The organism is Candidatus Planktophila sp. (assembly GCF_044232745.1).
Classification (GTDB): Bacteria; Actinomycetota; Actinomycetes; order Nanopelagicales; family Nanopelagicaceae; genus Planktophila.
On sequence record NZ_JBIILI010000003.1, the window covers coordinates 73,629 to 99,802 of the forward strand.

The following is a 26,174-nucleotide window of genomic DNA, read 5'->3' on the forward strand; positions in this document are numbered from 1 at the left end:
AATAGATTGGCTAAATCAGCCAGTATTGCGAAGTCCTGCAGCAACACCATTAATTGTTAGTAGCAGCGCACGGCGTAAAACCGGATCTACAGTTTCACCCGCGTCACGTACCCGCTTCAACAGGTTGATTTGCAACAAATGAATTGGTGAAAGATAGGCATCACGAACCTGCAATGTTCTAGCTAAAATCTCTTGATCTCCAAGCAAACTCTTTTTCCCTGTCAGCTTTAATATTTCTGCAATAGTTAAATCAAACTCAGCCTGGATTTCATCCAAGAAATGATGAAGGTGAGCAGGTACAAGAGTTTCTACATAACGTTTAGCAAGTACTAAATCCGTCTTTGCAAGTGTCATTTCAACATTGCTAATAAATGTTGTGAAGAAATGCCAATCTTTTAACATCTGAGATAAAAGATCAGAATGTCCCGCTTCGCGTGCCGCCTTTAGCCCAGAGCCCACACCAAACCAACCAGGCACAATCTGACGTGATTGAGTCCAGCCAAATACCCAAGGAATTGCGCGCAATGAATCCAGTCCGCCTGCCGCATCTGGGCGACGAGATGGACGCGAACCCAAAAACAAATTACCAAGTTGTTCTACAGGTGTTGATGAATAGAAGTAGGCAGGTAAATCTGGTTGATCAATTAATGATCGGTATTGCTTAAAGGATGCATCGCTGAGCAACTGCATGCAATCGCCCCAAGACTTTAATTCTGTTGGAGTCTGACGTGGACCACGATTTAGAACCGTTGCCTCTAAAGATGCCGCCAATGTTAATTCAACATTTTCGCGAGCAAGTGATGGCAAAGCGTACTTATCGCTAATCACTTCACCTTGTTCTGTCATTTTTATCTGACCATCAACAGATCCCCAAGGCAATGCGATCAAAGCATCATATGTTGGGCCGCCACCGCGACCAACAGAACCACCACGACCATGGAACAAGCGAAGCTTGACGCCGTGCTTGATTGCAACATCACGCAAAGAACGTTGCGCACGGTGGATTTCCCACTGGCTGGTCGCAATTCCGGCATCTTTATTAGAATCTGAATACCCAAGCATTACCTCTTGCACATCACCCCGCAGAGAAACAACTTCTCGATACGCGGGATTACTCAGTAGCTTTTCAAGAATTTCGCCAGCAGCACGAAGTTCTGCAACAGTTTCAAGCAACGGTGCAAATCCCACAATTGCCTTTTTCTCACTTAGTGAAACTAACCCAGCATGCTGCGCGATAACTACTGCGGCAACCAAATCATCTGCACCCTTAGTCATTGAAACGATATAGGTCTCAATTGCTTCTGGTCCAAAGCGGTCAATCAAATCATTGATGGCTACAAAAGTATCCAATGTCTTTTTGCCTGATGCATCCAGTACCGAGGTATCAAAAGTTGTTGTATCAGCTAAAAGCTTGGTTAGTAGTTCGAACTTCTCATCATGTGACTTTGCGAGATATCCATCCACACCGGTGATTTGCTTCAAAACATTGTGGTGCGCATCTGAATGCTCTCGAATATCCATAGTGGCGTGATTAATGCCAAAGGCGGCTACTGTGCGAATTGTGCGCTCAAGCAAGCCTGTAGCGATTAATTCGCCACGGTGTGCCAACAACGAATCACGCATCAACACAAGATCCGCCAGCAGTTCTGCCGTGTTCGCGTAATCGCGATGGGGCACATGTGCCGCACCTTTTGCATGACGATCACGTGTAGCGGCCAATCGGTGCACGATCGCAGTTGCCTTTAAGCGATATGGCTCTTCTGCATTCAGTCGTAAAAAGCGTGGCTCAAACTCTGGAATGTTCGCAAGATCATCTGCAACTGATGCCGAGAGTTCTGGTGTTGCTCCTACAATTTTAGTCGAAACCGACAGCATCTGACGCAAGTCATTCATTGCGGCAATAGTTACACGAATCGCATGTCCAACCTGCAGCACCATGGCATCAGTTGTTACCTGCGCAGTAATATTTGGATTTCCATCGCGGTCTCCACCGATCCAGTTACCAAAAGATAATGGCTTAGCAGTTATCGGGACTTCAACGTCGATGCGCTTCATTTCCTTCGCAAAGTCATTGAGAACTTCCGGAACTGTCTTTGTGAAAAGGTCATCTAAGTAATACAAGGCATTAAGTGCTTCATCCAAAGGTTCTGGTTGGCCTAAACGAAGCTCATCGGTTTGCCACAGCAAATCAATTGTTTCCGCCAAACGATCTTGCTGCGAAGGATTTCGTGGATCATCTAATAATTCTGCAATGCTTCCTAATTTATTTAAGACCGAACGTCGTGCAGCCTCAGTTGGGTGCGCCGTGAAAACAGGTCGCACAGACATCGCGCCTACCCATTGTTCGATATCTTCTTTGCTTAATTCATGTCCAGGTGTTTGGGCCTTTAGCGCAATTTCAATTTGATCAACTGCGCGCGCTAACCACGAACCACCAGTTGCACGAGCATCAGCCAGAATACGAGCACGGTGCACTTGTTCAGCAACATTTGCTAAGTGAAAGTAAGTACTAAAAGCGCGCACCAACTGGACCGAGTCTTCGACCGACAGTTTGGCAAGAATTTCTGCGCCATTGCCTTCGCGCACAGATTTACGAACCTCTTCTACCAATGCTAAAAGTTCGGGCCCTTCTTGGCGGACAAGAGTTTGACCCAACAAATCGCCCAGTCGGCGCACATCGCTACGTAACCCTGCATCATCTGCAGCGATTGGACTCTGGCTCATTGGGCAATCCTCTCAGGTAACAGGGTCTGCTCAAAACAAATTACAATTGGGTCATCAAGCCCCTCCATTTGGACCCCCCTCCAAAAGGAAATGGGGCCTTAAGGCATTGGAGGCAGGCATGCGCGGACTTATTCCCGTCCTACCAACCTCGCCCGATGCATCTCATATTGTGGCACCGCATTCTACGTATTCGTTTTTGTTGGCCGCGCGGGCATCATCACATCCGTTGTTAGTTGTCACTAGCTCAAGTCGCAGTAGCGAAGATCTTGTTAACGAATTACGCGAACTCTACGACGATGTCTTGGAATTTCCTGCTTGGGAAACCTTGCCTCATGAGCGTTTAAGTCCTCGCAGTGACACAGTGGCAAAGAGAATTCAAACTCTGTACGCATTGAAAAGCATGCCTTCAATAAATCCAATAGTTGTAACGCCGGTACGGGGTGCAATACATCGAATCATTAGCAACCTTGGCTCTATGCCATTGATGAAATTAGAAAAAGGTATAGAGCAATCACTTGATCTTTTAGTTCGCCATTTATCATCGCTTGCATATTCCCGCACCGATTTAGTCGAACGTCGTGGTGAGTTTGCCGTTCGAGGTGGAATCGTGGACCTTTTCCTACCTTTAAGCAATCATCCAATCAGAATTGACTTCTTTGGTGATGAAATTGAAGATTTAAGTTATTTTGAGGTTGCAGATCAGCGCACCTTCGCGCCAGTTGTCGGCAGTTTAGAAATTTATCCTTGTCGTGAAATGTTATTGACGCCAGAAATTAAACACCGCGCAATTGAGGTAAAAGATCAATACCCAGCTGCTGCAGAAATGCTAGAAAAAATAAGCGAAGGTATCGCCTTTGAAGGCATGGAGTCCTTGATTCCATTGCTCATTGACGAGACAGAAACTTTGTTGTCGCGGATGCCAGCAAATACCCAGATAGTCTTTATCGACGAGCAACGAATTCGATCACGTGCTGCTGATTTGTTAGCTACCAACGAAGAGTTCTTGAATGCGTCATGGTCCAACGCTGCGTTAGGTGGGATTGCACCATTACATGATGGAATCGGAACATATATTTCATGGGACGAATTGAATAATGAAATTATTTCATGCGGTGTCACACGATCTGAATTGAGTCCATTCGGAAGCGATTTAGAAGAGGACACTGTGTTTTTGGATTACTCACCAATTGACCCAATGCGCGGAGACCTCGAACGCACAGTTGAAGTGTTGCGCGATGCACTAGAAGCACATCACACCGTTGTCTTTGCAACTCATGGACATGGAATGCTCGAGCGGTATGCCGGAATCTTTAGAGGCGCAGATCTGCCAGTTCAGATAATCGAAAAGTTAGTTGCTGCTCCCGCAAAGGGCAGCATTGCTTTAACAACTTCAATCATCACTCATGGCTTTGAAAGTGCTGAAGATCAAATCTTCTTCATGACCGAACGTGATTTAACAGGAAGCAAGGGAAGCGTAAAAGATGGCGAGCGAATGCCATCTAAGCGAAAGCAAGCAATTGATCCGTTAGAACTAAAGAGTGGTGATTATGTTGTTCACGAACAACACGGAATCGGTCGTTACGTTGAATTATTGGAGCGCACAGTTGCTGGTGTGACCAGAGAGTATTTAATTATTGAATACGCACCTGCAAAGCGTGGTCAACCAGGAGATCGAGTATTTGTTCCTACAGATGCACTTGAACAAGTTTCGAAATATGTTGGTGGCGAAGCCCCAACAGTTCATCGTATTGGCAGTGGAGAATGGCAGAAAGCAAAGGGCCGTGCGCGTAAAGCGGTTCGTCAGATTGCCGGCGAATTAATCAGATTGTATGCAGCCCGCACTAGTTCCCCTGGCTTTGCATTTTCGGCAGACACCCCGTGGCAACGCGAACTAGAAGACTCGTTTTCATACATAGAAACCCCTGATCAACTGTCAACAATTAATGATGTCAAGCAAGACATGGAACGCCCATACCCAATGGATCGCATTATTTGTGGAGACGTTGGGTATGGAAAGACTGAGATTGCAATTCGTGCAGCGTTTAAGGCGGTTCAAGATGGCAAGCAAGTTGCTGTCCTTGTTCCAACCACTTTGCTTGTGCAACAACACTCAAAGACTTTTGCAGAACGTTATGCAGGTTTCCCACTAAAAGTTGCTGGCTTGTCTAGGTTTAATACCGTTAAAGAGAGCAAAGAGATTTTGGCTAATCTGGCGTCAGGATCTGTCGATGTTGTTATTGGCACACACCGAATACTGTCCAATGATGTGCTGTTTAAAGATTTGGGATTAGTCATTGTTGACGAAGAACAACGCTTTGGAGTTGAGCAAAAAGAGTCATTGAAGAAATTGCGCACAACAGTGGATGTTTTAGCTATGTCTGCTACACCGATTCCACGCACACTTGAAATGGCTGTTACTGGTATTCGCGAAATGTCCACGATCACAACACCGCCTGAAGAGCGCCATCCAATCCTTACTTATGTTGGCCCCGCCGAAGAAGCCCAGATTGCCGCTGCGATACATCGAGAATTACTGCGCGATGGTCAAATCTTCTATTTGCATAACCGTGTAGAAAGTATTGATCGTAAAGCGATGCACTTAAAAGAACTTGTTCCAGAAGCTCGTATTCGTGTGGCACATGGGCAAATGTCTGAGGGGGAACTTGAGGATGTAATTCTTGCTTTTTGGAACCGAGACTTTGATGTTTTGGTCTGTACGACAATTGTCGAAAGCGGGTTGGATATTCAAAACGCAAACACATTGATTGTTGAACGCGCAGATCGCTTTGGGCTTTCTCAGTTGCATCAGATTCGTGGACGCGTAGGTCGTGGTCGTGAGCGTGCTTATGCCTATTTCCTATATTCAGCGGATGAACCACTTTCTGAATTAGCTCATGAGCGCTTAACAACAATTGCTACAAACACTGACTTGGGCTCTGGAATGCGGGTTGCCTTAAAGGATCTTGAAATCCGTGGTGCCGGAAACTTGTTAGGTGGCGAACAATCAGGTCACATTGCCGATGTTGGTTTTGATTTATACATGCGCATGGTGGGTGAAGCTGTTCAGGAATACAAATCTGGAATTATTGAGACAGAAGAAAAGATTTCTGAATGCAAAGTCGAACTTCCGATCAACGCCCATTTATCGTCAGAGTATGTTCCTGGAGAAAGATTGCGCCTTGATTTGTATCGTCGCTTGGCTGATGTGAAATCACCAACAGATGTTTCATCAATCGAAGCAGAGTTAATTGATCGCTTCGGAGAATTGCCTGTAGAAGCACATGCTCTACTTGGAGTTGCTGCATTGCGTGCACAAGCAAAGGCTGTGAAATTGACGGAAGTTGTAGTGCAGGGCAAATATCTGCGATTAGCGCCATTAGTTTTACCCGAATCTCGTCAGTTACGTTTAACACGTTTGTATCCAGGATCGCTCTACAAGGGTGCAGCAAGCACGGTTTTAGTGGCGTTACCCAAGGCAGCCTCATGGAATCCGTCCCAGAATGCACCCGAAATAGTGGATACTTCTCTTCTGGCCTGGGTCGTTGAGGCCGTTACCCAACTAAGCGAATTACCGAAAGCGAGCTCATAGTGAAGAAGATTCTGGCCATGTTTGCAGTAGCAGCGATTTTGCTGACCGGGTGTTCACAAGTTGGAGCAGCAGCGACTGTTGGTGGAACAAAGATCACTCAAGCAACAGTGCAGGGCAGCATTGATTCAATTCTTGCCGAACGTGCGAAGGTTGATACAACGCAAATGCAGTTAGACACAGGAGAAGCCCTGAATCGTGGCCAACTTCGCTTCCACTTGTTCAGCGCCATATTAAGAGCACTAGGTGAAGAATTAAAGATCGAAGTAACTAAGGCAGAGATAGACACTCGCCGCGCAAGCATTGTGGAACAAGTAGGTGGCGCAGCTTCTATGCCGACTGCACTAGTAAATGCAGGGATCGCTCCAGAAGATCTTGATGCATACATTGAAGCAATTTCTTTGTCAGACAAGATCAGCCAAGCACTTGTAGCAAGTGGTGTTACTGAGGATCAAGTCGGAACCGAGATTCAAAAGTTAATCGTTGCTAAGTCAAAAGAGCTTGGTGTAACAGTCAATCCTCGTTACGGAAAATGGGATGCAGACACAGCAGATATCGTTGCAGCAGATCCAGCATCATCTGCCGTAACTCCATCAGACAACTAGTACCGACTCAAGTAATGCACAATTCACAACTTCAACGCTTAGTTGAAGTAATGAACACGTTGCGTTCACCGGGTGGTTGCCCATGGGACGCAGAACAAACTCATGAATCACTTCTGAAATATCTGCTGGAAGAGTCCTATGAATTTGTAGATTCTGTGCAATCTGGAAACCGCATTGATATGCGAGAAGAACTAGGCGATGTTTTGCTGCAGGTCTATTTTCATGCCCGCATGGCCGAAGAACACCCAACAGATCCTTTTTCTATTGAAGATATTGCCCAGGGGATCGCAGACAAACTAATTCGCAGACACCCCCATGTATTTGCGGGTGTTGAAGTTCGGGATTCACAAGAAGTCCTTGAAAATTGGGAAGAGATTAAGAAGAAGGAAAAGGGTCGCACCTCACCGCTAGATGGTGTTGCAATGTCACAACCGGCATTGCCATTAGTCGAAAAATTGTTGTACCGCGCAGAAAAATACAATGTCGCTGTCTCAACTCCAAACACTGTTTCAATCGATGGCATCGCCAATGAGGGCGCGGTTGGCCAAGCCCTGCTTGCAGTAATCGCCTGGGCAAGCGCCAACGGGATTGATGCCGAGGCAGCCCTGCGTAAGGAAGCCATGAACATTGCCCAACAGATCGGCCCCGCGTAACTCACGGTAGGATTGACTTAGTTAATAGGTGCCATTTCAGCGTTGAGGTCGGCCAAAGTTTTTAATTATTTGAGGAGAAACGCAATGGCAATCATCGAAGCATTAGGTGCCCGTGAAATTTTGGACTCCCGTGGAAATCCAACGGTTGAAGTTGAAATTCAATTAGAAGATGGAACACAGGCACGCGCTGCAGTTCCAAGTGGTGCATCAACTGGTGCTTTTGAAGCAGCAGAACTTCGTGATGGTGGCAAGCGTTACCTTGGTAAGGGCGTAGAAAAAGCAGTTGCTTTTGTTAATGATGAAATTGGTCCAGAGATCATTGGTTTTGATTCACAGGATCAGCGTCTTATTGATGCCGCGATGATCGAGCTTGATGGAACAAAGAACAAGTCACGTCTTGGAGCAAATGCAATTCTTGGTGCATCTTTGGCTGTAGCTAAAGCATCAGCCGAATCAGCCGATCTTTCGTTGTTCCGCTACTTAGGCGGGCCAAATGCTCACGTGCTTCCGGTTCCAATGATGAACATTCTCAATGGTGGAGCACACGCGGATACCAACGTTGATATTCAAGAGTTCATGATCGCCCCAATCGGTGCACCAACATTCCGCGAATCTGTTCGCTGGGGCGCTGAGATCTATCACGCTCTGAAGGCTGTTCTTAAAAAGCGTGGACTAGCTACATCAGTTGGTGATGAAGGTGGCTTTGCGCCAAACCTTGATAGCAACCGAGCAGCTCTTGATTTAATCCTTGAAGCAATCGAAGCTGCAGGATTCAAGCCAGGTTCTGAAATCGGACTTGCGATGGATGTTGCAGCAACCGAATTCCACGAAAACGGTAAGTACAAGTTTGAAGGCGCTCTCAAGTCTTCTGATGAAATGATTGCGTATTACACATCTTTGGTTGATGCCTACCCAATCGTTTCAATTGAAGATCCTCTTAATGAAGAGGACTGGGCTGGTTGGACAGAAATGACCAAGGTCCTTGGTTCACGCATCCAGATCGTTGGAGATGACCTATTTGTTACTAATCCAGAACGTCTTGCAAAGGGAATCGCTGGCAACACAGCCAACGCACTATTGGTAAAGGTAAATCAAATCGGAACATTGACAGAGACAATCGATGCTGTCGAAATGGCACACCGTGCTGATTACCGCAGCATGATGAGTCACCGTTCAGGTGAAACAGAAGACACGACTATTGCAGATTTAGCTGTAGCTCTTAATTGCGGTCAGATTAAGACAGGTGCTCCAGCGCGCACAGAACGCGTTGCAAAGTACAACCAACTTCTTCGCATAGAAGAAGAGCTAGCTGAGGGTGGACGTTACGCAGGTCGTGACGCATTTCCACGTTTCAAAGCGTAAGCATTAACGATGGCACGTCGTCAGCTTCAATTTCGTCGTCGACGTACCTCTAATCGTGTTTTAGCGCTTTCAGCAATTCTCTTTATTCTTGCGCTAACTATTGCACCGCCCGTGAAGCATTACTTTACGCAGCGTGCGCAAATAAGTGCTTTGAAATCGCAACTATCTGCAGATAATGCCGCTTTGCAAAAAGCTCGCCAAGAGCTATCCCTGTGGAAGGATCCCGACTTCATTAAATCTCAAGCGCGAGAACGTCTGCACTTTGTATTGCCAGGTGAGCGTCAATACATTGTGATCGATAATTCGACGACAGACTCCAACAACACAACCACAAAGGTTGCTAGCGCACTTACCGATGGTCAACCTTGGTATGCACGATTAATCGCATCAATTAGCGAAACAGGAAATTAATGCGTGAAGTAACACAATCCGATCTTGATTGCATTCAAACTCAATTAGGTCGAACACCTCGGGACGTTCATGCGATCGCATATCGCTGTCCATGTGGAAAGCCTGCAGTGGTTGAAACTCCACCTAGGCTTGAAGATGGCACGCCATTTCCCACTTTTTATTACGCAACCTGCCCTCGCTTAACAGCTGTTATTTCCACCCTCGAAACAACTGGGTTAATGGGTGACATGAATGATCGCCTGGAAACTGATGCCGAATTAGCAGGTGCTTATCACGCAGCACATGATGATTACATTGCATCGCGCTCTGCCTTAGGAATTGATGTTCCAGAAGTAGATAACGTGTCAGCAGGCGGAATGCCCAATCGAGTTAAGTGTTTGCATTCATTGGTCGCACATTCACTAGCAGCAGGTCCTGATGTCAATCCATTAGGCGATGAAGCCTTAGCAAAGTTGCCCGAATGGTGGAAGAACAACCCATGCGAGTAGCAGCCATTGATTGCGGTACAAATTCAATTCGATTGTTGATTGCTGACATAGATGGCAGTAATTTTCGCGAAGTTGTGCGCGAGATGGAAATTGTTCGATTAGGACAAGGCGTTGACCAAACAGGACAATTTCATCCAGATGCAATTACACGCACACTTGCAGCAGTTGATAAGTTTGCAGCAGAGATCGCAAAGCGCGGGGTAGAAAAGATTAGATTTTGCGCAACCAGTGCAACCCGTGACGCTACAAATCGTCACTTGTTTGTAGACGGTGTGCGCGATCGTTTAGGTATTGAACCCGAAGTCATTAGCGGAGATGAAGAAGCAGCGCTTTCCTTTACTGGTGCGATTAAAGACTTAAACCCAACTGATGGACCATTCTTGGTAGTAGATATTGGTGGGGGATCAACAGAGTTCGTATTTGGTACATCAACTGTTGAAGCCGCTCGCAGCGTAAACATTGGTTGTGTTCGGATGAGCGAACGTCACTTTGCTAATGATCCTGCAACTACAGCACAAGTTGAATTAGCTCGTACAGATATTCAAGCTGCAATTGCTCTAGCTGCTACCGAAGTGCCAATTACCAAAGCTAAAACACTTGTTGCCGTAGCTGGAACAGCAACAACAGTTGCCGCAGCGGCATTAGACCTGGCTGAATACGATCGATATGCAATCCATCTATCCCGAATTTCAGCACAACAAGTGCATGATGCATCGACCATGTTTTTAACTAGCAATCGCGAGCATCGACTAGCACTTGGATATATGCACCCAGGACGCGTCGATGTTATTGCTGCAGGATCACTTGTTCTGTCAGAAATCATGATGGCAACAGGAGCTGCTGAGTTTGTTGCATCTGAATCAGATATCTTGGATGGAATGGCATATTCCCTTGCCAGAAATTAGTTCGATCAAGCTGCTTGATCAAAAGATCATTGCATGTAGAAAATGCCCACGACTTGTTGACTGGCGCGAAGAAGTCGCTGTCGTAAAACGTAAGTCTTATGAGAATGAGAAGTACTGGGGCAAACCAGTGCCAGGCTTTGGCCCAGACAATGCTGGCATCGTGATTGTTGGATTAGCGCCTGGTGCGCACGGCGCAAACAGAACTGGTCGGATATTTACCGGAGATTCTTCAGGGGATTGGCTTTACAAAGCTCTGCACAAGAACGGGCTTGCAACAATTCCAACCAGTAGATCCGCAAATGATGGACAACAACTTATTGACACCCGTATTACTTGCGCAGTTCGATGCGCTCCACCAGATAACAAGCCTTCAACTGAAGAGAAAATCGAGTGCTCTGACTACCTAATCAACGAGTTTGAGCTTCTAATGCCTACCGCTAGAACTTTTGTAGCGCTAGGTAGTTTTGCATGGAGTGCGATTATCAAAAGTCTTCGTGCTTTGGATCATGAAATTTCATCGCCCACACCAAAGTTCGGGCACTGCGAAAGCTTTACTTGGGTTGGACCAGATGGAAACAAGCGTTTAGTTTTGGGTAGCTATCACCCAAGTCAGCAAAACACATTTACTGGAAAACTAACTGAACCCATGCTTAATGCGATTTTCAAGAAAGCTAAGAGCTTTAAATAGCTGCGTTCTTTAGTTGAGCAATGTGACTTTCAATGTGATTTGCTGAAAGTGTCACAAGTTGCAAAAGAGTTACTGGTCCGCGTTGTGGGTGGGTCGAGATGCGTTGCCAATCTGCATCACTGGCATTCCTTAAAATCTCATAGTTCATTGCATGGGATGCTGCTAGAGATTGAAGTGAGACCGCTACAGAGCGCTTGTTGTAGTGCAAGCCTGTTGGAAACTTCTCCTCATCAAAAGGAACGATCGTAGGATTATCTTCACATAAAGCATTTGCGTACCTGACACCGAATTGAATTTCAGCATCTGCGATGTGATGGATTACAAAGGCGGCAGACCATTCACCGTCTTTAGACTGGTTGAGGGCTTGTGCAGAAATTTGCTTGCCCTCTTCATAAAATGAGATTGCAGATGAGTGGTACTTTTCAAGTAATTGTTGATGCTCCATTGCGAGATCGTATCGGTCAGATTGACGATTTAGAGGCTCAGTTTCTGCAAAAGGCCCTCATCAAGTAAACTCCCACAGTCTGTGGCCCCCATAGTCCAATGGCAGAGACAGAGGACTTAAAATCCTTCCAGTGTCGGTTCGAGTCCGACTGGGGGCACTTATAAATTTTTCCAAATTTCAATACACTTCAATATGAAGAGATTTGCAGCACTGCTGTCTACCTTAATGATTTTCAGTGGTTTTCTATCACCAGCGAGTGCGGTTGAAAATGGAACATCTGCACTTGGGGATGTAAAAGTTGTTGCTCCTCAACCAGCTGGTTCAAATACACCTTTTTGCACCGCTGCGCTTATAAGCGAATTCATCTTGGTTTCTGCTGCGCACTGTTTTACAGTAAACACAGGAGGCGAAGATTCGCCCGTAAGGACTGAACCATTTACAGTCTCGCTGCCAGGAGTAGATTCATCATCGGATGACATAAACACTCGTGTCAAGGTTATGAAAATAGTGGTGCCAAGTGGGTACAACAATATATGGAAACCAGATCAGGGCGATACTCGCACGCAAATTGATGACATAGCCTTTTTGTTTCTAGAAAAACCTCTTCTTCCAAATTATCAAATCGAAGTAGCCACCCAATTTGAAGTTAGACAATTGAAAGCAAATAACTCGCCTGTTACCAGTTATGGATATGGTCTACAAGGTAAAGATCGACAAGATGGCAAGCCATATAAAATCACCTTAAATGCTTCTAAGCGTAATGGTAATTCAATAGTGGACTATGAGAAAATGATTTCACTTGAAGAAGTCGGCGGAGCATTATGTGGTGGCGATTCGGGGGGTCCCTCATACTCTGAAATCAATGGTGTGACAAAACTAGTAAGTGACACAGTTGGAGCCGGTGGTTGTCGTGGCAATGAGCAAGCCGGAAACATTGATTTACATACTTTAGTTGCTCCATATCTTGAATTGGCAAAGCAAGAATGGGAGAGATATGCACAAGAGAATAAAATTGCGTACTCACCAATCGTTGCCTTCAACGCAATTGAACTAGGTAAAGCGCAAGAGAAAATAGTTGCAGATACAGAAAATTCAGTTATTGGACAATTGGTTCAAAGAGATTTTCAAAGCACTTGCTGCCATCACAAATCTGCAAGCATGATCTTAGAAATAAAAACGGGTGAAACCTGGAGTGAATTGATCCCCGCCTCAAAAGTACTCTTTTCGACACCCAGCGAAACAGAAGTTGGTAGAGCTTTTGTTACAGCGCAAGTTCCTATTGGTAGTTATGTTAGGTGGCATATTTTCATAAAGGGAGGATTCGACTACTACGGCGAACCCGAGAAAGTATCCATAAATAGTTTTGATGAGGCGCAATCATTACTCAAAGCTAAAGCCGCTGCCGACCTCAAAGCTAAAGATGCCGCCGCTAAAGCCGCTGCCGACCTCAAAGCTAAAGATGCCGCCGCTAAAGCCGCCGCAATCAAGAAAACGACCATCGTCTGCACCAAAGGCAAGCTCACGAAAAAAGTAACTGCGGTCAAACCTAAGTGTCCTGCTGGTTACAAGGTGAAGAAGTAGTCCTCACCAGAGTCTCTGGAGGAGTCTTTCAATCCTCCATGCATGGGTTTGACCCCCTCGAGGCGCCATTTCTAAGGTGCTTTTAAGCATGTGAGCGCGCCTATATTTCGCCTCAGACAATTCTTTTGCGTACGATTATGGTGCTTCACAACCACGGAAATTCTCCGTGGCCCTACAAAAGGAGAGAAAAGATATGCGCAGTTCAAACCCTGTTCTTGGACGGGCGTTTAATCAGCGTGGATACGCTGCATTTGATCCGAGCACAATTAACTCAGACCCAGCAGCGCTAGAGAATTTGTATAACTCACCTGCAGCTTCATCATTGCGTACAGGTCGTATGACAATTGATGATGTTGTTACACGCACTGCAATTTTATTTGCGGTACTTGTATCAGTCGGTGCAGTTGCCTGGACACTTAACCTCGGTGGCGGAGCGCTTATGCTCGGCTTCATCGGTGGACTTGTTCTTGGAATGGTAAATGCATTTAGTAAGACCGTTAAGCCAGCACTTGCAATTGCATACGCAGCTTTTCAAGGTCTAGCACTTGGCACGCTCAGCCATCTTTATAACACTGTCTATGACGGAATTGTTAGCCAGGCAATCCTGGTAACAATCAGCGCATTTGCAGGAATGCTGTTTGCATACAAGAGCGGCCGCATTCGTGTAACACCTAAGTTCACAAAGGTGTTAACGACGGCACTCATTGGCTACCTAGTTCTTGGCCTTGTGTCATTTGTTGCGTACATGTTCACAGGTTCAAGCGTTTATAACGTAGGTGGACTTGGCTTAATCATTGCAACTGGTGGAATGGTTCTTGCAGCTTTCTTCTTGATTCTAGATTTTGATTCAATTCAAAACGGAATCGCAGCAGGAGCTCCTGAAGCAGAGTCATGGAGAGCAGCATTTGGACTCATGGTGACAATCATTTGGTTGTACATGGAAGTTCTACGTGTGCTTTCAATCTTGCGTGGAAACGACTAATTAGCAGTAATTTGTTAGAGATCTTCATCGAGGGGCTTCAGGTTATGAACCTGGGGCCCTTCGACATTTCTAGTTTCAGGAATTTTGTAGGTAAGTGCAAGAGCAATGAGAAAGATAGCGGCAGAAAAGCCAAATGCTGCGCGGTATGAATACACATCTGAAATCCAGCCAATAATAATTGGCCCAAAGATCATTCCTGCATCCCCTGCCATCTGGAAGATCGCAATAACTTTGCCACCCTTACCTTTGATTACATCTCCCACCATGCTGGCAGGCGTTGTGGCAAGGAACGCGCCACCAAAGCCTAAGACGATCATGGAAAGTAAGAACATCCATGCATTAAGGGAAAATGTAAGTATCAGGACGCCAACAAAGACGATATTCGCACCAATTATCGAGGCAGCACGACGACCTTTATCATCAGAGAAACGTCCGGCTTTTAGAAGTATTGCTCCTTGGACTATTGCAGATATAGCAAAGCCATAACCCACAACGGCTGTTGTTGAATTCAATTCTTCTGTGACAAAAACAGGCAAGATAGAAGAACGCATTCCGAAGAAAACCCAGGTACCGATAAATGCTAAAACAAGTGCAATTCGATAGGCAGGCATAGCGAGTGCTTCACGAATAGTTGTCGCTTCTTCATCGCTGCTGTTCTTTACCTTTGCGCCGATGGAATCGCCCTTTAAGAAAAACAATGCAACGACTCCAGAACAAAACAACAAAATTGAGTAGACAAAAAATGGTGCTCGCAATGAAATGACAGATAACAAACCACCTATTGCAGGCCCTGCCATTCCGCCGACAATGAATGAACCTTGATATACCGATTGCGCTTGCCCACGTTGGTCATCACTGACTGCTCGCAAAATTACCGAACTTGCTGCGACCGAGAACATAGATGAACCCAAGCCGCCTGCTGCTCTAAAGAAGAGCAACTGCTCATAGTTTTGGGCAATACCAGCCAAGAATGTAAAGAGCGAAACCATAAATACACCAGTTGAAAAAACAGCTCTTTCACCAAATTTATCGACCAAGGTGCCTGAAATAAGTCCTGAGCTAAAACGGGTAATTGCAAAGGCTGAAACCATTAAACCAATTGCAGCGTTGTTAACCCCGAATGATTTTGCAAATACAGGGATGGCTGGCATAACAATGCCAAAGCCAACTGCAACAAAGAAGGATGCCGCAATAAGTATTGATACTTCGCGCGGTAGATCCCTAAATGGTGAACGAATCAAGACAGAGAATCTCCTGCAGCTTCTTCGCGCGCAGCTGCGTAATCCTTTGAAGTTCTTAGAGGTGCTTCGCGAAGCATTAAGGCGAATATCAAACCGATTGCCGTGATTGGTGCTGCTGCATAGAACACAATGTGAAATGAGTTAACAAAGGCTTCTAGTGCCGTCTCTTTGATTAAAGGAGGGAATGTTTCTAGAGCCGCGGTGTTGGTAGTTAATTCAGCAAGCTTAGAAGTATCAAAACCCTCTAGAGCTGCAGGATTACTCTTTCCTAACTCCGCAAATCCGGTAGACATGTAATGCACTACTCGATTTGTAAGAATTGAACCAAAGATTGCCGTGCCAAATACTGATCCAAGAGAACGGAAGAATGTATTGGAGCTAGTTGCAACACCCATATCTCTGAAATCAACTGAGTTCTGCAGCGCAATAACAATAGTCTGCATTGATAGTCCTAAGCCTGCGCCAACCATGACTGCATAAATCGAGATCTGCCAATATGGCGTATCAATTTGCAAACGGGTCATGAGCAATACTCCAACAGTCATGATCGAGGTTCCCATTACTGGAAAGCGCTTGTAGTGACCATGTTTTGAAATCAACTTACCCGAAACAATCGATGTCGAAACGATTCCGAGCATCAACGGGATCAACTTCAAACCAGCTTCAGTTGCTGAATATCCCTTAACAACCTGGAAGTACAGCGGCAACATAACAATTGCTCCGAACATTCCAGCACCAATAACCGCGCCTAAAAGTGAGGTAATTGAAAAGGTGTGATTCTTGAACAAGTGCAGCGGAAGAATAGGCTCAACTGCGCGCTTTTCCCACATTAAGAACACAACTGTCAGAAGTAATCCAACAACCATGTAACCAATTGTTCGTGAATCTGTCCAACCATTTTGTGGGCCGTAGATTGAAACTGACAGCAGAACTAAACAAACCGCTGTTACCATCAAAATTGCACCCAGATAGTCAATTTTGTGGTCGCGCTTAACCTTAGGGATATGCAGTACTGCCGAAGTGATAAGCAGAGAAGCGATTGCAAATGGAATATTGATGTAGAAAATCCAGCGCCATCCGGCTACGCCAAGTATTTGCTCGTGATCGGAAAAGTAACCTCCAAGTAATGGGCCGGCTACAGATGAAAGTCCCCAAACGGCTCCGAAATAACCTTGATAACGACCACGTTCGCGGGGAGGAACAATGTCACCAATGATCACAAAGGTGAGTGCCATTAATCCACCAGCACCTAGACCTTGCAATGCACGTGTAGCAATTAGCTGCTCCATGTTTTGTGAAGCACCAGCAAGTATTGATCCCAACAGAAAGGTAACGATCGCAAACTGGAAAACTATTCGTCGACCATAGATATCAGAGATTTTTCCGTACAGCGGTGTTGATGCTGTTGAGGTCAAAAGATATGCAGTCACTACCCAGGTGTAATGGTTCAAACCATCAAACTCTTCGACGATGCTCTTTAGCGCTGTCGACACAATGGTCTGGTCCAGGGCGGCAAGCAACATTCCGGTCATCAGCCCCCCCAAAATAACCATAATTTCTTTGTGTGTGTGCTCTTTTACCGATGCATTTATTGGGCTATTAGTAGACATGAAGGTAAGGTTATCGCGTGAAGTCAGTGATCGCCGAACACTTAGTGAAGACCTATCGCAAAGGCGAGGTCGTAGCCCTTAATGATTTGTCATTAGATGTTGAAGAAGGCACTGTTTTAGGCGTACTTGGGCCTAACGGTGCTGGTAAAACTACAACTGTGAGAATTCTCGCAACTTTGCTAAAGCCTGATTCTGGAAATGCAACTGTTGCAGGCATTGATGTTGTTAAAAACCCTGACAAAGTACGCGAACTCATTGGACTATCAGGACAGTATGCAGCTGTTGATGAAACATTAACCGGCTGGGACAACTTAGTGATGTTTGGTCGTTTGTATCATTTAGGTCGCCAACCTTCAATTGATCGCGCAAATGATTTATTAGAACGTTTTGATTTAACAGAAGCAGCACGACGTCCTATCAAGACATATTCGGGTGGAATGCGTCGTCGCCTCGATTTAGCAGCATCATTAATTGTTAAGCCAAAGATCTTGTTCTTAGATGAACCAACAACTGGATTGGATCCACGTGGTCGCCAAGATATGTGGGGAGTTATTCAAGAGTTGGTGAAAGGCGGTGTAACGCTACTTCTCACAACTCAGTATTTAGAAGAGGCTGATCAATTGGCAGATGAAATCGCTGTTATTGATCGCGGAACAGTTATTGCTCGCGGTACATCTGATGCGCTTAAAACTCAGGTAGGTGGCGAGCGTTTAGAAATCACCGTTGAAAATGAAGATATTACTGCCGCACAAGAAATTGTTGCTCGCATTAGTGGACACACAACACACCTTGATCTTCGAACAATTAGTGCACCTGTCTCAACCGGATCAGTTGCACTTATGGATGCGCTGCGCGCTCTTGATGAAGCAAAAATTCACCCACTAGATATTGGTTTAAAGCGCCCATCGCTAGATGATGTTTTCTTATCTCTAACAGGACATGTGGCTGAAGAAACCGTCATAGAGCCCATAAAGAAAAAGAGAGGCGGCAAGAAATGAAGTACGCAATCAGTGATGTTTTAACAATCACCAAGCGCCAGCTTTTGCAGCTTGCCCGTGTGCCCGAATTGCTAGTCTTCTCAACAATTCAGCCAGTGATGTTCGTTTTATTATTCCGCTTTGTCTTTGGTGGCTCTATTGATTCAGGTCAACCAGGGGGATATGTACAGCTATTGATGCCCGGAATCTTTGTTCAAACTGTTGCATTCACCTTAGCCTCAACAGCAATTGGTCTTGCCGAAGATATGAAAAAAGGATTGATCGATCGCTTCAGATCTCTGCCAATTTCACGCGGCGCAGTAATTATTGGTCGCACCTTTGGCGATGCGCTACTTAACATTTTGGTACTAGTTGTAATGGCAGCTGCTGGCTATGCAGTGGGTTGGCGTCCAACATCAGGCATATTGCAAACAACTTTGGCTTTCGTGTTCTTGTTTATGTTTGGGTACGCACTATCTTGGATTGGCATTTTGGTTGGCCTGTCAGTTAAAGAAGCACGCACAGTTCAAAGCGTTGGATTTTTGGTTACCTTCCCGCTGACATTCCTATCTAACGCCTTTGCACCAACTACCGGAATGCCTCGCGCGTTGCAGTACTTTGCCGAATGGAACCCTGTTTCAACAATGGTTGCGGCCTGTCGTCAATTGTTTGGCTTAAAAAATGAATTCGGTGCGACAGCGGATTCATGGCCAAGCCAGTACCCACTTGAAACCTCATTGCTGTACATGGTCCTTTTGATGGTGATCTTTATTCCGCTAAGTATTAGAAAGTATAAAAACTTTTCTAGTTAAGCGCCTCAAAATTACTGAGTTTTACCAAGGAAATGGTGATGAAATTTGGAGTCCCAGTTATTCCTAATTTCTGCAATTGCTTCGCCATCCTGACTCATAGGAAAGACGCTGCCTTCAATCTTTCCTCCTAAAAGAGTCAATAGAGCAATCAAATCCCCATTTCTCTTTACATGTTCAAAAACTCCTTCCGGTGTTTCGAACTCTTCCAAAACGGTGCAGCGAGTCTTTTCTGGATTAAAGAACATGTCATATCGAAGAGTAGATTCTTGTTGCTGTATTGCTTTCATCAATTCAGTGGCGACCAAGCAGAATTGCTCTAAATCGCCAGGTGCTATGTGAGGGAAAATCGCCACTGCACGGAAGGTATTCATGGCTCTCCTTGTAAATTGATGCAAAGGTATTTACCCTTTACTAGTGTCAGATTTCTACCCTAAAGCAAGTAAAACTATAGTCGGGCACAAAGCTGTTCGTGAAGCACTTCGAGATACACAAACTTATTCATCAGACTTGCAGGGTGATTCCGATGTTCGCGATTACCGCCAATTGCCGCTTGAAGTTGATCCACCGAGGCACCACCTATATCGAGTTGCCTTAGCGCCATACTTTGTTAAACCATCAATCGAATTATTGATTCCACAATTTCGTGCCCACACTGAACAACTGATCGCTAATTTCTTTAAACATGGGGATCTTGAAGTCGGCCAACATTTATCGCTTCCCTTGGTTATGAATAATTTAGGTGTTATCTATAGCCGCCCTCAAGACGTCGATGAATGGATTTCGTGGGGACCAGATGTCTGGACTGCAGAGTCTGAAGTACGCGACGGCAAGGTTTTGCATCGTTACCTGGATGCAATTTATGAAGAGGCGTTACACAAGGATAAAGCTGACATCTGGAACCAGATTGCACACCTTGAAATCGAAGGACAACAAATTTCTGCTGCTGAATTTAGAGGCATTGCCGGCGTGATGTTGGCGGGCGGCCGAGATACAGTTGTAAAACTCTTTACCGGAATCATGTGGCACTTTGGTAATAAACCTCAAGACCTTGAACTATTGCGCTCACATCCAGAGTTAATAAGCCCTGCTATTCAAGAGTTCTTACGATTCTTCACTCCGCTACCTGTCATGAACAGAACGGTTGTGCCAGAAAGTACTACAGCTGATCTTCCCGATGATAGGTATGTCGGAATCAGTTTTATTTCGGGCAACTTTGATGAAACAGTTTTCACTAATCCTTTTGAGATCGATTTTAATCGTGGCCGAAATCCCCATTTAAGCTTTGGCTTTGGCCCTCACACCTGTTTAGGAAACCATATTGCAGAAATCGAAGCCAAGGTCTTTCTAGAGGCTTTGTTAAGTTCGGGCAAAAACTGGAGAGTTTCTTCTGAAGATATTCGCTATCACCAAGCACCGTATACAAAAATTCCCGATCACCTTAGCGCTGTCAAGATTGTCCAAATTTAGCTATTTTGATTGGTAGTTAACACTATTCAAAACCAGTTGTACATAAGTCATGTCTGCCCACGAAAACCATGATCTCGTAAAATCTTTATCGTTACTAACATTAAAGGACTCATGCATGTTTCCGGTCCCAGCATCAGTATGTTCTAGTAAATCTAAGGCTTCTAACTTTTTGCTGATCGATGAATCGGTTAAGGCTTGAACAGCAAGTGCAATTGGCCAAACAAATCCAGTCGGTGTGTGCTGTGAGCCAATTCCTGCGGCTTTTGTACCTGAAAAGTAATAGGGATTTTTACCGGAAAGAATGAACTCTCTAGTTGCTTTATAGGATTCATCCTCAGCTGAGATACACCCTAAAAGCGGAAGGCTCAGCAAGGATGGAATATTTGCATCATCAATGAACAATGCATTTCCAAGCCCATCGACTTCATATGCAAAGCGTCCATGATTGATTGCAAACTCTTGTATACCTTTTCGAATGTCGGTACTTAAATCATTAGATTCTGGTGACTTGAGATTTTCTGGCAATAGCTCTAATTCATTCAGAAAAAAGAGATTTGAAGGAACAAGATAGCCGTACACACAGGCATCATCACTTGGACGGAAGGCGGAATAGACCATACCCGTGTATGCCGTTGGTGCTCCACGACCATTATGCGATAACGAATCATGAGGTACTTCATTGTTACGTTTAAATATGTACGACTCTGGATCATGGTGTTGTTCGCGCTTAGCAAGTTCTAACATGACTCTGAGTGCTTCCTTGAAGGAGGCATTGATATGGTCAGTACGACCATATTTTTCAATAATCATTCGTGCCAGATATAAAACTGAAGCCCATGAATCTAGCTCGAACTTTCGCTCGAACACCCAAGGAGATTGATTAGGAAAGTCTTTATGCCAGCACTCGCCATTAGGGGCAGGATTAAATGCATTTGCGTATGGATCAAGCAGGAAGAGCTCTACCTGCGTCTTGCTTAATTCAATAAGTAATTGAATTACCTCTGAATGGTTAGAATTCAACAGTGGTGCAACTTGCCAAGTTGAATCGCGTAACCACATTGCCGGAATATCACCGGTGATGATGAATGGACTCCCGTTTTCACGCCTGGTTAAACTCTTGTTGAATAATGAATCTATTGCGATCGAAACACGCTTAAATCGCGAATCTGGTACTTGAGAATCTAAGCCGGGAAATACTTCTCTGGCTGTTAAGTTCATGAACCTTAGAACTTTAGGTTAGGCGTAAAACTCGGCGGCCACAATTTCAACCGAGATCTCGCGACCATTAGGTGCTGTGTAAGAAACCTTTGCGCCAATTTCTTGATTCAGCACCGCTGAACCAAGTGGCGACTTTTCGCTGTACACATCTAGATCTCCGGATGAAATTTCACGGGATCCAATTAAAAACTTCATTTCATCTCCGGCGATAATGGCTGTAACAACCATTCCTGCGCCAACTTTTCCATCGGCGCTGGCTGGTGGAGTTCCGATGTGTGCGTTTTCCAACATCTGCTTTAGCTGACGAATACGCGCCTCCATTTTGCCTTGCTCATCACGTGCTGCGTGGTATCCGCCATTTTCTTTCAAGTCACCTTCGGCACGTGCTGCTTCAATCTTGGCAGTTACTTCTTTTCGGCCAGGACCTTCTAGCTGCGTCAGCTCGGATTGCAAGCGATCAGCAGCTTCTTGGGTCAGCCAGGTCTGTGTCATAAGGGGTAAAAGGTACTGGTTACTTACTTGACGCGACAAGTTGAAACATCAGCATTTACTGCCTGACTACGCGTAGGAACCACGCTGACCAGTTCAACTTTTTCTTTTCCTGCCGGAACTTCTACATCAATTTGTCCAACGATGTCTTTATAGAAATCACGTGCAATTACAGTGCAGATGCTTGCTGTATCCGCACTATTTCGATCAACGAAATATCGAACACTGACCGCTCGATCACTATCGACGGTAAATGAAATCAACTGAACACGAATCTGTGGGTTTGAGTGATACAACCCAGCCCATGTAACCCAGCCAACTCCAACTATTGCTGTGATTAGGGCAATGGCAATCCAGCTACGCGGCTTTTTCACGCCATAGCGGTCGTTGTAGTCAAACGGCTCTTGGGATTGCATGCCATGATTATGTCATGACTAAAGACATTGATATGGGTGCGGCCGGCTCACTAACCGTAGCCTTGCTAGTCCTGGCTTTTGCATTCTTGATGCGAAGTTTCTATAAGCGCTTCATGGGTGTAGATCGAAGCGATGACTCCAGCAAGTAAATTCCTTACCAAAGCATTACAAGCAGTTGCGGTTTTATTGCTAGCCGCAATTTTTGTTGGGCTTGGTATTTGGCAGCTACAACGTGCTGCTGAATTAAAAGAAAGTCTGAAAGTTGCAACAACAATTGATACAAGAATTGTCCCTTTAGAATCTGTTGCTACGCCTCGAGTATCTTTACCCCCATCCGCACTTAATAAAACAGTTTTTGTCACGGGGCAGTACATACAAAACTTTAGAGCTCCCAATCAGATCGATGGCGATGGAAAGCAATCTGATTGGGAAGTTGCTTTGCTACAGGTCGGTACAGATTCTGCAATATTGGTTGTTCGTGGATTGTGGGCTGAGCGTTTAAAGAATCCTGACATTCAGCAGTCGATGAAAATCGAAATTGAAGGATTGCTCGTTGCCAGCCAATATGGTGATCGTTCAGAAAATACACCGGGCGTAATCTCCCGTCTTGATAGCGCAGTTGTTACATCACTAACAGAACTAGATTTATATGATGGTTATATATTGGCCAGCAGCGAAGCGACCAGAATTGGATCACTAGATCGAACCCGAGTCACACCAGAAAAGCTGACCTCGCGAATCCCAGGTTTCTATTGGCAGCATCTTTCATATGTGGTCATTTGGTGGCTAATGGCCGCTGTTGTGCTGTTCCTGCCCTTCTATCGTCGTAGAGTTACCCCATGAGCGGTGCGGTCAAGAGATTTAGAGTTATGGCGCTGGTCGCCGGCGTTATGTCCTTATTACTGTGGTTTGTCGATCTTCCTGTGGCATACCTATTTAACAATGATGATTGGAAATCCAAGGTCGAATGGATTCCATTTGTCCATGGCTGGATCTATGCGGTGTACGTGTTAACCGCAATTCAATTTGGAACAAAAGCACGCTGGCCACTCACAAAGATTTTGTGGCTAATACTTGCCGGCACTTTGCCAATTGCATCTTTCGCTGCGGAGCGCAGAGTTGTTCGCCAGTATCCGTAAACTCATTAAGTCGCTAATTTACCCACTGTACGAGTGGCGCTTAGTTCGCTCCTTGGACTTTTCAAAGACCCCGCATCATGTGGGTGTGATTCTTGATGGAAATCGTCGTTGGGCTAAATCAAATCCAACGGTCAACGATCCACATGGCCACAAAGCCGGTGCCAGCAAGATCATTGATTTCTTGGGCTGGTGTGATGAAGCCGAAGTCAAAGTCGTTACTTTGTGGTTGCTGTCGACAGATAATTTCAAGCGCTCACAAGAAGAGATTGAAGATCTGCTAAAAGTTATTGGAAATACCGTTGACGAACTAGCGGCCACAGGTCGTTGGAACATTAAAGCCGTTGGTGCACTAGACCTGCTGCCTTCATGGCTGGCCGACAAATTGATCGCTCTCAAGCCAATTCGAAATGATGGCGTCGAAGTAAATGTGGCGATTAGCTACGGAGGTCGCCGCGAAATTGTTGATGCGGTAAAGAGCTACATGGGCGAAGAGGTAGCTGCCGGCCATTCATTAACCGATGCTGCCGCCAAGCTAACAGCCGAAGATATTTCAAAGTATTTATATACCGCCGGCCAGCCAGATCCCGAACTTTTGATCCGCACATCTGGCGAGCAACGACTTGGCGGCTTCTTGTTGTGGCAAAGCGCTTTGTCTGAGTTCTATTTTTGTGAAGCCTACTGGCCTGATTTTCGTCGGGTAGATTTTTTACGTGCCTTACGATCTTATTCCGTGAGACAACGTCGCTTCGGGTCATAAATCAAACCCTAAATTTAACTTTTGCTCATCGCGTGTCTGCGCAAAAAACCTACCCTTCAGTTCTACCTTTTATTTGTCCGAAGCACATCCGACGATCACAATTAAATCTAGGAGCAAGCATTGGCTGCAAAAGGTCAAAAAGCTAAGAAAACCTTTGTTTTAGATACCAGTGTTTTGCTCGCAGATCCCGGGGCGTTGTACAGATTTGCCGAACATGAAGTCATAATTCCAATAGCAGTTATCGGTGAGTTAGAAACCAAACGAGACCATCCAGAACTCGGCTACTTTGCTCGCGCGGCACTTCGAGCCCTTGATGATTTACGAATTACCCATGGCCGGTTGGATAAAGCGCTAACAATTACACCTGAAGGTGGCACTTTATCGGTCGAACTCAACCACACCGATCTTTCAACTTTGCCTCATGGTTTCTTGCGAGATGGCACCAATGATTCTCGCATCCTGGCCATTGCTAAAAATCTGATGTCAGATGGCAAGGATGTAGTCCTTGTTACAAAGGATCTGCCACTTCGTGTTAAAGCTTCATCCGTTGGAGTCGAAGCCCAGGAGTATTTGGCCGAACTAGTTTCCAATAGCGGCTGGACCGGCATCGAAGAGATCAATGTCAGCCATAGTGTTATTGATGATTTGTATGCCAGCGATTTTGCAGATCATGAATCCGCCCACCAACTTCCGGTGCACACCGGAATAGTTCTGCACTCTGAAAAGGGCAGCGCTCTTGCCCGAGTCACCGCCGACAAGCGATTGAAGTTGGTTCGTGGCGATCGCCAAGCTTTTGGTTTGCATGGCAGAAGCGCCGAACAACGAATCGCACTTGACCTACTTCTGGATGAGTCCATTGGAATCGTTTCCTTAGGTGGTCGTGCCGGAACCGGAAAGTCGGCCCTTGCTTTGTGCGCCGGACTCGAAGCGGTAATGGAAAAGCGCGTTCATAAGAAGGTAGTTATCTTCCGCCCTTTGTATCCAGTAGGTGGTCAAGAGCTTGGGTACTTGCCAGGATCTGAAGGCGAAAAAATGTCGCCTTGGGCCCAAGCAGTTTTCGATACTTTAGGTGCGCTGGTAAGCCAGCCGGTGATCGATGAAATCATCGACCGCGGGCTGATCGAAGTCCTGCCGCTGACCCATATCCGCGGCCGATCCCTGCACGACTCATTTGTGATTGTTGATGAAGCCCAATCTCTAGAACGAGGAGTCTTGCTGACGGTTCTGTCGAGAATTGGCCAGGCTTCCAGGGTCATCTTGACCCACGATGTTGCCCAGCGAGACAACCTTCGGGTTGGCCGCCATGATGGCGTGGTCGCAGTAGTTGAAACCTTGAAGGGCCACGAGCTCTTTGCCCATGTCACCTTGACCCGAAGCGAGCGCTCGCCGATCGCGGCCTTGGTTACTGAATTGCTGGAAGGCCCTGTCGGCACCTAACAAAGAAGCACATATCCGGGTTTGCATATGTGAGATTGCGCAAGCACATCGGGCCACAAAAACTCACTAAAACAATGTCACAGTCACATTTGGGGCATTTCGGACATTCCCCTATCTGACCTGCGGTTTTACCTATCCACAGGCTAATGAAATTCTGAGAGTTTGCGACTCTAGCGGGCTT

26 protein-coding genes and 1 tRNA gene are annotated in these 26,174 nt (G+C 45.6%); 19 read left to right on the top strand and 8 right to left on the bottom strand.

The annotated features are described in order from the left end of the window. Positions 1 to 15 precede the first annotated feature (15 nt). Complete coding sequence (gene ppc, locus AC9UGD_RS03090; RefSeq protein ID WP_509569399.1) at positions 16 to 2,724, bottom strand: phosphoenolpyruvate carboxylase; 2,709 nt, start codon at positions 2,722 to 2,724, stop codon at positions 16 to 18. Positions 2,725 to 2,842: 118 nt separating this feature from the next. On the opposite strand from ppc, the gene mfd reads away from it, so the two are divergent. The 8 genes from mfd to AC9UGD_RS03130 all read left to right on the top strand — a co-directional run bounded on the left by mfd (position 2,843) and on the right by AC9UGD_RS03130 (position 11,422). Further along, complete coding sequence (gene mfd, locus AC9UGD_RS03095) at positions 2,843 to 6,313, top strand: transcription-repair coupling factor (protein WP_509569401.1); 3,471 nt, start codon at positions 2,843 to 2,845, stop codon at positions 6,311 to 6,313. After that, positions 6,313 to 6,915 (top strand): putative periplasmic lipoprotein, encoded by a 603-nt coding sequence (locus tag AC9UGD_RS03100; protein WP_509569404.1) that lies wholly within the window; start codon positions 6,313 to 6,315, stop codon positions 6,913 to 6,915. The genes mfd and AC9UGD_RS03100 overlap by 1 nt, the downstream gene beginning before the upstream one ends. A 14-nt stretch (positions 6,916 to 6,929) precedes the next feature. Beyond that, positions 6,930 to 7,568, top strand: coding sequence for a nucleoside triphosphate pyrophosphohydrolase (locus AC9UGD_RS03105; RefSeq protein WP_509569407.1), 639 nt, complete (start codon positions 6,930 to 6,932; stop codon positions 7,566 to 7,568). Positions 7,569 to 7,652: 84 nt separating this feature from the next. Further along, a complete protein-coding gene (eno, locus tag AC9UGD_RS03110; protein ID WP_509569410.1) occupies positions 7,653 to 8,930 on the top strand; it encodes a phosphopyruvate hydratase in 1,278 nt (425 codons plus the stop codon). A 9-nt stretch (positions 8,931 to 8,939) separates the two neighbouring features. Then, on the top strand, positions 8,940 to 9,341 hold the full coding sequence (locus AC9UGD_RS03115) for an FtsB family cell division protein (protein WP_509569413.1): 402 nt from the start codon (positions 8,940 to 8,942) through the stop codon (positions 9,339 to 9,341). After that, positions 9,341 to 9,829, top strand: a complete 489-nt coding sequence (locus tag AC9UGD_RS03120) for a DUF501 domain-containing protein (protein ID WP_509569416.1) — start codon at positions 9,341 to 9,343, stop codon at positions 9,827 to 9,829. Before AC9UGD_RS03115 ends, AC9UGD_RS03120 begins: the two co-directional genes overlap by 1 nt. Further along, complete coding sequence (locus AC9UGD_RS03125) at positions 9,820 to 10,734, top strand: Ppx/GppA phosphatase family protein (RefSeq protein WP_509569418.1); 915 nt, start codon at positions 9,820 to 9,822, stop codon at positions 10,732 to 10,734. Before AC9UGD_RS03120 ends, AC9UGD_RS03125 begins: the two co-directional genes overlap by 10 nt. Next, positions 10,703 to 11,422 (top strand): uracil-DNA glycosylase, encoded by a 720-nt coding sequence (locus tag AC9UGD_RS03130; RefSeq protein WP_509569421.1) that lies wholly within the window; start codon positions 10,703 to 10,705, stop codon positions 11,420 to 11,422. Before AC9UGD_RS03125 ends, AC9UGD_RS03130 begins: the two co-directional genes overlap by 32 nt. Here AC9UGD_RS03130 and AC9UGD_RS03135 read toward each other — a convergent pair. Further along, on the bottom strand, positions 11,415 to 11,867 hold the full coding sequence (locus tag AC9UGD_RS03135) for a DinB family protein (protein WP_509569424.1): 453 nt from the start codon (positions 11,865 to 11,867) through the stop codon (positions 11,415 to 11,417). The two genes, AC9UGD_RS03130 and AC9UGD_RS03135, sit on opposite strands and share 8 nt — an antisense overlap. Positions 11,868 to 11,951: 84 nt before the next feature. Between AC9UGD_RS03135 and AC9UGD_RS03140 the strand changes: the two genes are divergently transcribed. The 3 genes from AC9UGD_RS03140 (at position 11,952) to AC9UGD_RS03150 (ending at position 14,430) form a co-directional block, all read left to right on the top strand. Next, positions 11,952 to 12,024, top strand: a tRNA-Leu gene (locus AC9UGD_RS03140). Positions 12,025 to 12,059: 35 nt separating this feature from the next. Next, positions 12,060 to 13,448: a trypsin-like serine protease gene (locus tag AC9UGD_RS03145; RefSeq protein WP_509569427.1), complete on the top strand. Its 1,389-nt coding sequence runs from the start codon at positions 12,060 to 12,062 to the stop codon at positions 13,446 to 13,448. Positions 13,449 to 13,641: 193 nt separating this feature from the next. Further along, the gene (locus AC9UGD_RS03150; protein WP_509569429.1) at positions 13,642 to 14,430 is read left to right on the top strand and encodes a Bax inhibitor-1/YccA family protein; all 789 of its coding nucleotides are present in this window, start codon (positions 13,642 to 13,644) and stop codon (positions 14,428 to 14,430) included. Positions 14,431 to 14,444: 14 nt separating this feature from the next. Here AC9UGD_RS03150 and AC9UGD_RS03155 read toward each other — a convergent pair whose 3' ends face one another. Further along, on the bottom strand, positions 14,445 to 15,671 hold the full coding sequence (locus tag AC9UGD_RS03155; RefSeq protein WP_509569432.1) for an MFS transporter: 1,227 nt from the start codon (positions 15,669 to 15,671) through the stop codon (positions 14,445 to 14,447). Next, entirely contained in the window at positions 15,668 to 17,281 is a 1,614-nt protein-coding gene (locus AC9UGD_RS03160) for an MDR family MFS transporter (RefSeq protein WP_509569435.1), read from the bottom strand. Before AC9UGD_RS03160 ends, AC9UGD_RS03155 begins: the two co-directional genes overlap by 4 nt. A 17-nt stretch (positions 17,282 to 17,298) precedes the next feature. Here AC9UGD_RS03160 and AC9UGD_RS03165 point away from each other — a divergent pair, with 17 nt between their 5' ends. Both AC9UGD_RS03165 and AC9UGD_RS03170 read left to right on the top strand, forming a co-directional pair. Continuing rightward, positions 17,299 to 18,279: an ATP-binding cassette domain-containing protein gene (locus tag AC9UGD_RS03165; protein WP_509569438.1), complete on the top strand. Its 981-nt coding sequence runs from the start codon at positions 17,299 to 17,301 to the stop codon at positions 18,277 to 18,279. Beyond that, complete coding sequence (locus AC9UGD_RS03170; RefSeq protein WP_509569441.1) at positions 18,276 to 19,070, top strand: ABC transporter permease; 795 nt, start codon at positions 18,276 to 18,278, stop codon at positions 19,068 to 19,070. The genes AC9UGD_RS03165 and AC9UGD_RS03170 overlap by 4 nt, the downstream gene beginning before the upstream one ends. Before the next feature lie 11 nt (positions 19,071 to 19,081). Here the strand turns inward: AC9UGD_RS03170 and AC9UGD_RS03175 are convergent, their stop codons facing one another. After that, on the bottom strand, positions 19,082 to 19,441 hold the full coding sequence (locus AC9UGD_RS03175) for an NIPSNAP family protein (protein WP_509569443.1): 360 nt from the start codon (positions 19,439 to 19,441) through the stop codon (positions 19,082 to 19,084). Positions 19,442 to 19,484: 43 nt separating this feature from the next. Here AC9UGD_RS03175 and AC9UGD_RS03180 point away from each other — a divergent pair, with 43 nt between their 5' ends. Further along, positions 19,485 to 20,537 carry a cytochrome P450 gene (locus AC9UGD_RS03180; RefSeq protein WP_509569446.1) on the top strand — a complete coding sequence of 351 codons (1,053 nt, stop codon included), beginning with the start codon at positions 19,485 to 19,487 and terminating at the stop codon, positions 20,535 to 20,537. Here the strand turns inward: AC9UGD_RS03180 and AC9UGD_RS03185 are convergent, their stop codons facing one another. Genes AC9UGD_RS03185 through AC9UGD_RS03195 form a run of 3 tightly spaced genes read right to left on the bottom strand, consistent with a single transcriptional unit; the run spans position 20,538 to position 22,660 of the window. Continuing rightward, positions 20,538 to 21,755 carry a glycoside hydrolase family 125 protein gene (locus tag AC9UGD_RS03185; RefSeq protein WP_509569449.1) on the bottom strand — a complete coding sequence of 406 codons (1,218 nt, stop codon included), beginning with the start codon at positions 21,753 to 21,755 and terminating at the stop codon, positions 20,538 to 20,540. Between the two features lie 18 nt (positions 21,756 to 21,773). Then, positions 21,774 to 22,247, bottom strand: coding sequence for a transcription elongation factor GreA (gene greA / locus AC9UGD_RS03190; RefSeq protein WP_509569452.1), 474 nt, complete (start codon positions 22,245 to 22,247; stop codon positions 21,774 to 21,776). Positions 22,248 to 22,270: 23 nt separating this feature from the next. Next, positions 22,271 to 22,660, bottom strand: coding sequence for a DUF4307 domain-containing protein (locus tag AC9UGD_RS03195; protein WP_509569455.1), 390 nt, complete (start codon positions 22,658 to 22,660; stop codon positions 22,271 to 22,273). Between the two features lie 14 nt (positions 22,661 to 22,674). Here AC9UGD_RS03195 and AC9UGD_RS03200 point away from each other — a divergent pair, with 14 nt between their 5' ends. The 5 genes from AC9UGD_RS03200 to phoH2 all read left to right on the top strand — a co-directional run bounded on the left by AC9UGD_RS03200 (position 22,675) and on the right by phoH2 (position 25,993). Next, on the top strand, positions 22,675 to 22,809 hold the full coding sequence (locus tag AC9UGD_RS03200) for a hypothetical protein (protein ID WP_509569458.1): 135 nt from the start codon (positions 22,675 to 22,677) through the stop codon (positions 22,807 to 22,809). Beyond that, a complete protein-coding gene (locus tag AC9UGD_RS03205) occupies positions 22,793 to 23,503 on the top strand; it encodes an SURF1 family protein (RefSeq protein WP_509569461.1) in 711 nt (236 codons plus the stop codon). Before AC9UGD_RS03200 ends, AC9UGD_RS03205 begins: the two co-directional genes overlap by 17 nt. Continuing rightward, the gene (locus AC9UGD_RS03210) at positions 23,500 to 23,799 is read left to right on the top strand and encodes a DUF3817 domain-containing protein (RefSeq protein ID WP_509569464.1); all 300 of its coding nucleotides are present in this window, start codon (positions 23,500 to 23,502) and stop codon (positions 23,797 to 23,799) included. Before AC9UGD_RS03205 ends, AC9UGD_RS03210 begins: the two co-directional genes overlap by 4 nt. After that, positions 23,780 to 24,556, top strand: coding sequence for an isoprenyl transferase (locus AC9UGD_RS03215; RefSeq protein WP_509569467.1), 777 nt, complete (start codon positions 23,780 to 23,782; stop codon positions 24,554 to 24,556). The genes AC9UGD_RS03210 and AC9UGD_RS03215 overlap by 20 nt, the downstream gene beginning before the upstream one ends. A gap of 120 nt (positions 24,557 to 24,676) precedes the next feature. After that, positions 24,677 to 25,993, top strand: a complete 1,317-nt coding sequence (gene phoH2, locus AC9UGD_RS03220) for an RNA 5'-3' helicase PhoH2 (protein ID WP_509569470.1) — start codon at positions 24,677 to 24,679, stop codon at positions 25,991 to 25,993. Positions 25,994 to 26,174: the final 181 nt, after the last annotated feature.

What these genes read in the sequence shown, in the direction of transcription:
- eno (WP_509569410.1), top strand. Translation starts at nt 7,653, where the DNA reads ATGGCAATCATCGAAGCATTAGGTGCCCGTGAAATTTTGGACTCCCGT.
- AC9UGD_RS03120 (WP_509569416.1), top strand. Translation starts at nt 9,341, where the DNA reads ATGCGTGAAGTAACACAATCCGATCTTGATTGCATTCAAACTCAATTA.
- AC9UGD_RS03170 (WP_509569441.1), top strand. Translation starts at nt 18,276, where the DNA reads ATGAAGTACGCAATCAGTGATGTTTTAACAATCACCAAGCGCCAGCTT.
- mfd (WP_509569401.1), top strand. Translation starts at nt 2,843, where the DNA reads ATGCGCGGACTTATTCCCGTCCTACCAACCTCGCCCGATGCATCTCAT.
- AC9UGD_RS03105 (WP_509569407.1), top strand. Translation starts at nt 6,930, where the DNA reads ATGCACAATTCACAACTTCAACGCTTAGTTGAAGTAATGAACACGTTG.
- AC9UGD_RS03200 (WP_509569458.1), top strand. Translation starts at nt 22,675, where the DNA reads ATGACTAAAGACATTGATATGGGTGCGGCCGGCTCACTAACCGTAGCC.
- AC9UGD_RS03135 (WP_509569424.1), bottom strand. Translation starts at nt 11,867, where the DNA reads ATGGAGCATCAACAATTACTTGAAAAGTACCACTCATCTGCAATCTCA.
- AC9UGD_RS03205 (WP_509569461.1), top strand. Translation starts at nt 22,793, where the DNA reads ATGACTCCAGCAAGTAAATTCCTTACCAAAGCATTACAAGCAGTTGCG.
- AC9UGD_RS03145 (WP_509569427.1), top strand. Translation starts at nt 12,060, where the DNA reads ATGAAGAGATTTGCAGCACTGCTGTCTACCTTAATGATTTTCAGTGGT.
- AC9UGD_RS03115 (WP_509569413.1), top strand. Translation starts at nt 8,940, where the DNA reads ATGGCACGTCGTCAGCTTCAATTTCGTCGTCGACGTACCTCTAATCGT.
- AC9UGD_RS03195 (WP_509569455.1), bottom strand. Translation starts at nt 22,660, where the DNA reads ATGCAATCCCAAGAGCCGTTTGACTACAACGACCGCTATGGCGTGAAA.
- AC9UGD_RS03160 (WP_509569435.1), bottom strand. Translation starts at nt 17,281, where the DNA reads ATGTCTACTAATAGCCCAATAAATGCATCGGTAAAAGAGCACACACAC.
- AC9UGD_RS03125 (WP_509569418.1), top strand. Translation starts at nt 9,820, where the DNA reads ATGCGAGTAGCAGCCATTGATTGCGGTACAAATTCAATTCGATTGTTG.
- AC9UGD_RS03175 (WP_509569443.1), bottom strand. Translation starts at nt 19,441, where the DNA reads ATGAATACCTTCCGTGCAGTGGCGATTTTCCCTCACATAGCACCTGGC.
- AC9UGD_RS03185 (WP_509569449.1), bottom strand. Translation starts at nt 21,755, where the DNA reads ATGAACTTAACAGCCAGAGAAGTATTTCCCGGCTTAGATTCTCAAGTA.
- greA (WP_509569452.1), bottom strand. Translation starts at nt 22,247, where the DNA reads ATGACACAGACCTGGCTGACCCAAGAAGCTGCTGATCGCTTGCAATCC.
- AC9UGD_RS03210 (WP_509569464.1), top strand. Translation starts at nt 23,500, where the DNA reads ATGAGCGGTGCGGTCAAGAGATTTAGAGTTATGGCGCTGGTCGCCGGC.
- AC9UGD_RS03150 (WP_509569429.1), top strand. Translation starts at nt 13,642, where the DNA reads ATGCGCAGTTCAAACCCTGTTCTTGGACGGGCGTTTAATCAGCGTGGA.
- ppc (WP_509569399.1), bottom strand. Translation starts at nt 2,724, where the DNA reads ATGAGCCAGAGTCCAATCGCTGCAGATGATGCAGGGTTACGTAGCGAT.
- AC9UGD_RS03130 (WP_509569421.1), top strand. Translation starts at nt 10,703, where the DNA reads ATGGAATGGCATATTCCCTTGCCAGAAATTAGTTCGATCAAGCTGCTT.